This is a genomic window from Streptomyces sp. NPDC043726 (genome assembly GCF_056436565.1).
Genome location: NZ_JBWKCI010000033.1, coordinates 1 through 1600, shown reverse-complemented (window position 1 = coordinate 1600; position 1600 = coordinate 1). Strand labels below are relative to the sequence as shown.

2 rRNA genes are annotated in these 1600 nt (G+C 56.1%); both read right to left on the bottom strand.

The window, feature by feature from the left end:
* Nucleotides 1-117 (bottom strand): 5S ribosomal RNA (gene rrf / locus AC068Z_RS42215).
* Nucleotides 118-209: 92 nt separating this feature from the next.
* A 23S ribosomal RNA gene (locus tag AC068Z_RS42210) occupies nucleotides 210-1600 on the bottom strand; the annotation flags it as partial.

Below are 1600 nucleotides of genomic sequence, written 5' to 3'. Positions count from 1 at the left end.
GTTCGGCGGCGTCCTACTCTCCCACAGGGTCCCCCCTGCAGTACCATCGGCGCTGTAAGGCTTAGCTTCCGGGTTCGGAATGTAACCGGGCGTTTCCCTCACGCTATGACCACCGAAACACTATGAAACTGTCGAACAATGCCGCACCACGCTGTGGCAACGTGGGGCTGTTCGTGGTTTCAGAACCAACACAGTGGACGCGAGCAACTGAGGACAAGCCCTCGGCCTATTAGTACCGGTCAACTCCACACGTTACCGTGCTTCCATATCCGGCCTATCAACCCAGTCGTCTACTGGGAGCCTTACCCTCTCAAGGAGGTGGGAATACTCATCTCGAAGCAGGCTTCCCGCTTAGATGCTTTCAGCGGTTATCCCTCCCGAACGTAGCCAACCAGCCATGCCCTTGGCAGAACAACTGGCACACCAGAGGTTCGTCCGTCCCGGTCCTCTCGTACTAGGGACAGCCCTTCTCAATATTCCTACGCGCACAGCGGATAGGGACCGAACTGTCTCACGACGTTCTAAACCCAGCTCGCGTACCGCTTTAATGGGCGAACAGCCCAACCCTTGGGACCGACTCCAGCCCCAGGATGCGACGAGCCGACATCGAGGTGCCAAACCATCCCGTCGATATGGACTCTTGGGGAAGATCAGCCTGTTATCCCCGGGGTACCTTTTATCCGTTGAGCGACGGCGCTTCCACAAGCCACCGCCGGATCACTAGTCCCGACTTTCGTCCCTGCTCGACCCGTCGGTCTCACAGTCAAGCTCCCTTGTGCACTTACACTCAACACCTGATTGCCAACCAGGCTGAGGGAACCTTTGGGCGCCTCCGTTACTCTTTAGGAGGCAACCGCCCCAGTTAAACTACCCATCAGACACTGTCCCTGATCCGGATCACGGACCCAGGTTAGACATCCAGCACGACCAGACTGGTATTTCAACGACGACTCCACAACCACTGGCGTGGCCGCTTCAAAGTCTCCCAGCTATCCTACACAAGCCGAACCGAACACCAATATCAAACTGTAGTAAAGGTCCCGGGGTCTTTCCGTCCTGCTGCGCGAAACGAGCATCTTTACTCGTAGTGCAATTTCACCGGGCCTATGGTTGAGACAGTCGAGAAGTCGTTACGCCATTCGTGCAGGTCGGAACTTACCCGACAAGGAATTTCGCTACCTTAGGATGGTTATAGTTACCACCGCCGTTTACTGGCGCTTAAGTTCTCAGCTTCGCCATGACGAATCATGACTAACCGGTCCCCTTAACGTTCCAGCACCGGGCAGGCGTCAGTCCGTATACATCGCCTTACGGCTTCGCACGGACCTGTGTTTTTAGTAAACAGTCGCTTCTCGCTGGTCTCTGCGGCCACCCCCAGCTCACCGTGTAAAACGGATCACCGGATGTGGCCCCCCTTCTCCCGAAGTTACGGGGGCATTTTGCCGAGTTCCTTAACCATAGTTCACCCGAACGCCTCGGTATTCTCTACCTGACCACCTGAGTCGGTTTAGGGTACGGGCCGCCATGAAACTCGCTAGAGGCTTTTCTCGACAGCATAGGATCATCCACTTCACCACAATCGGCTCGGCATCAGGTCTCA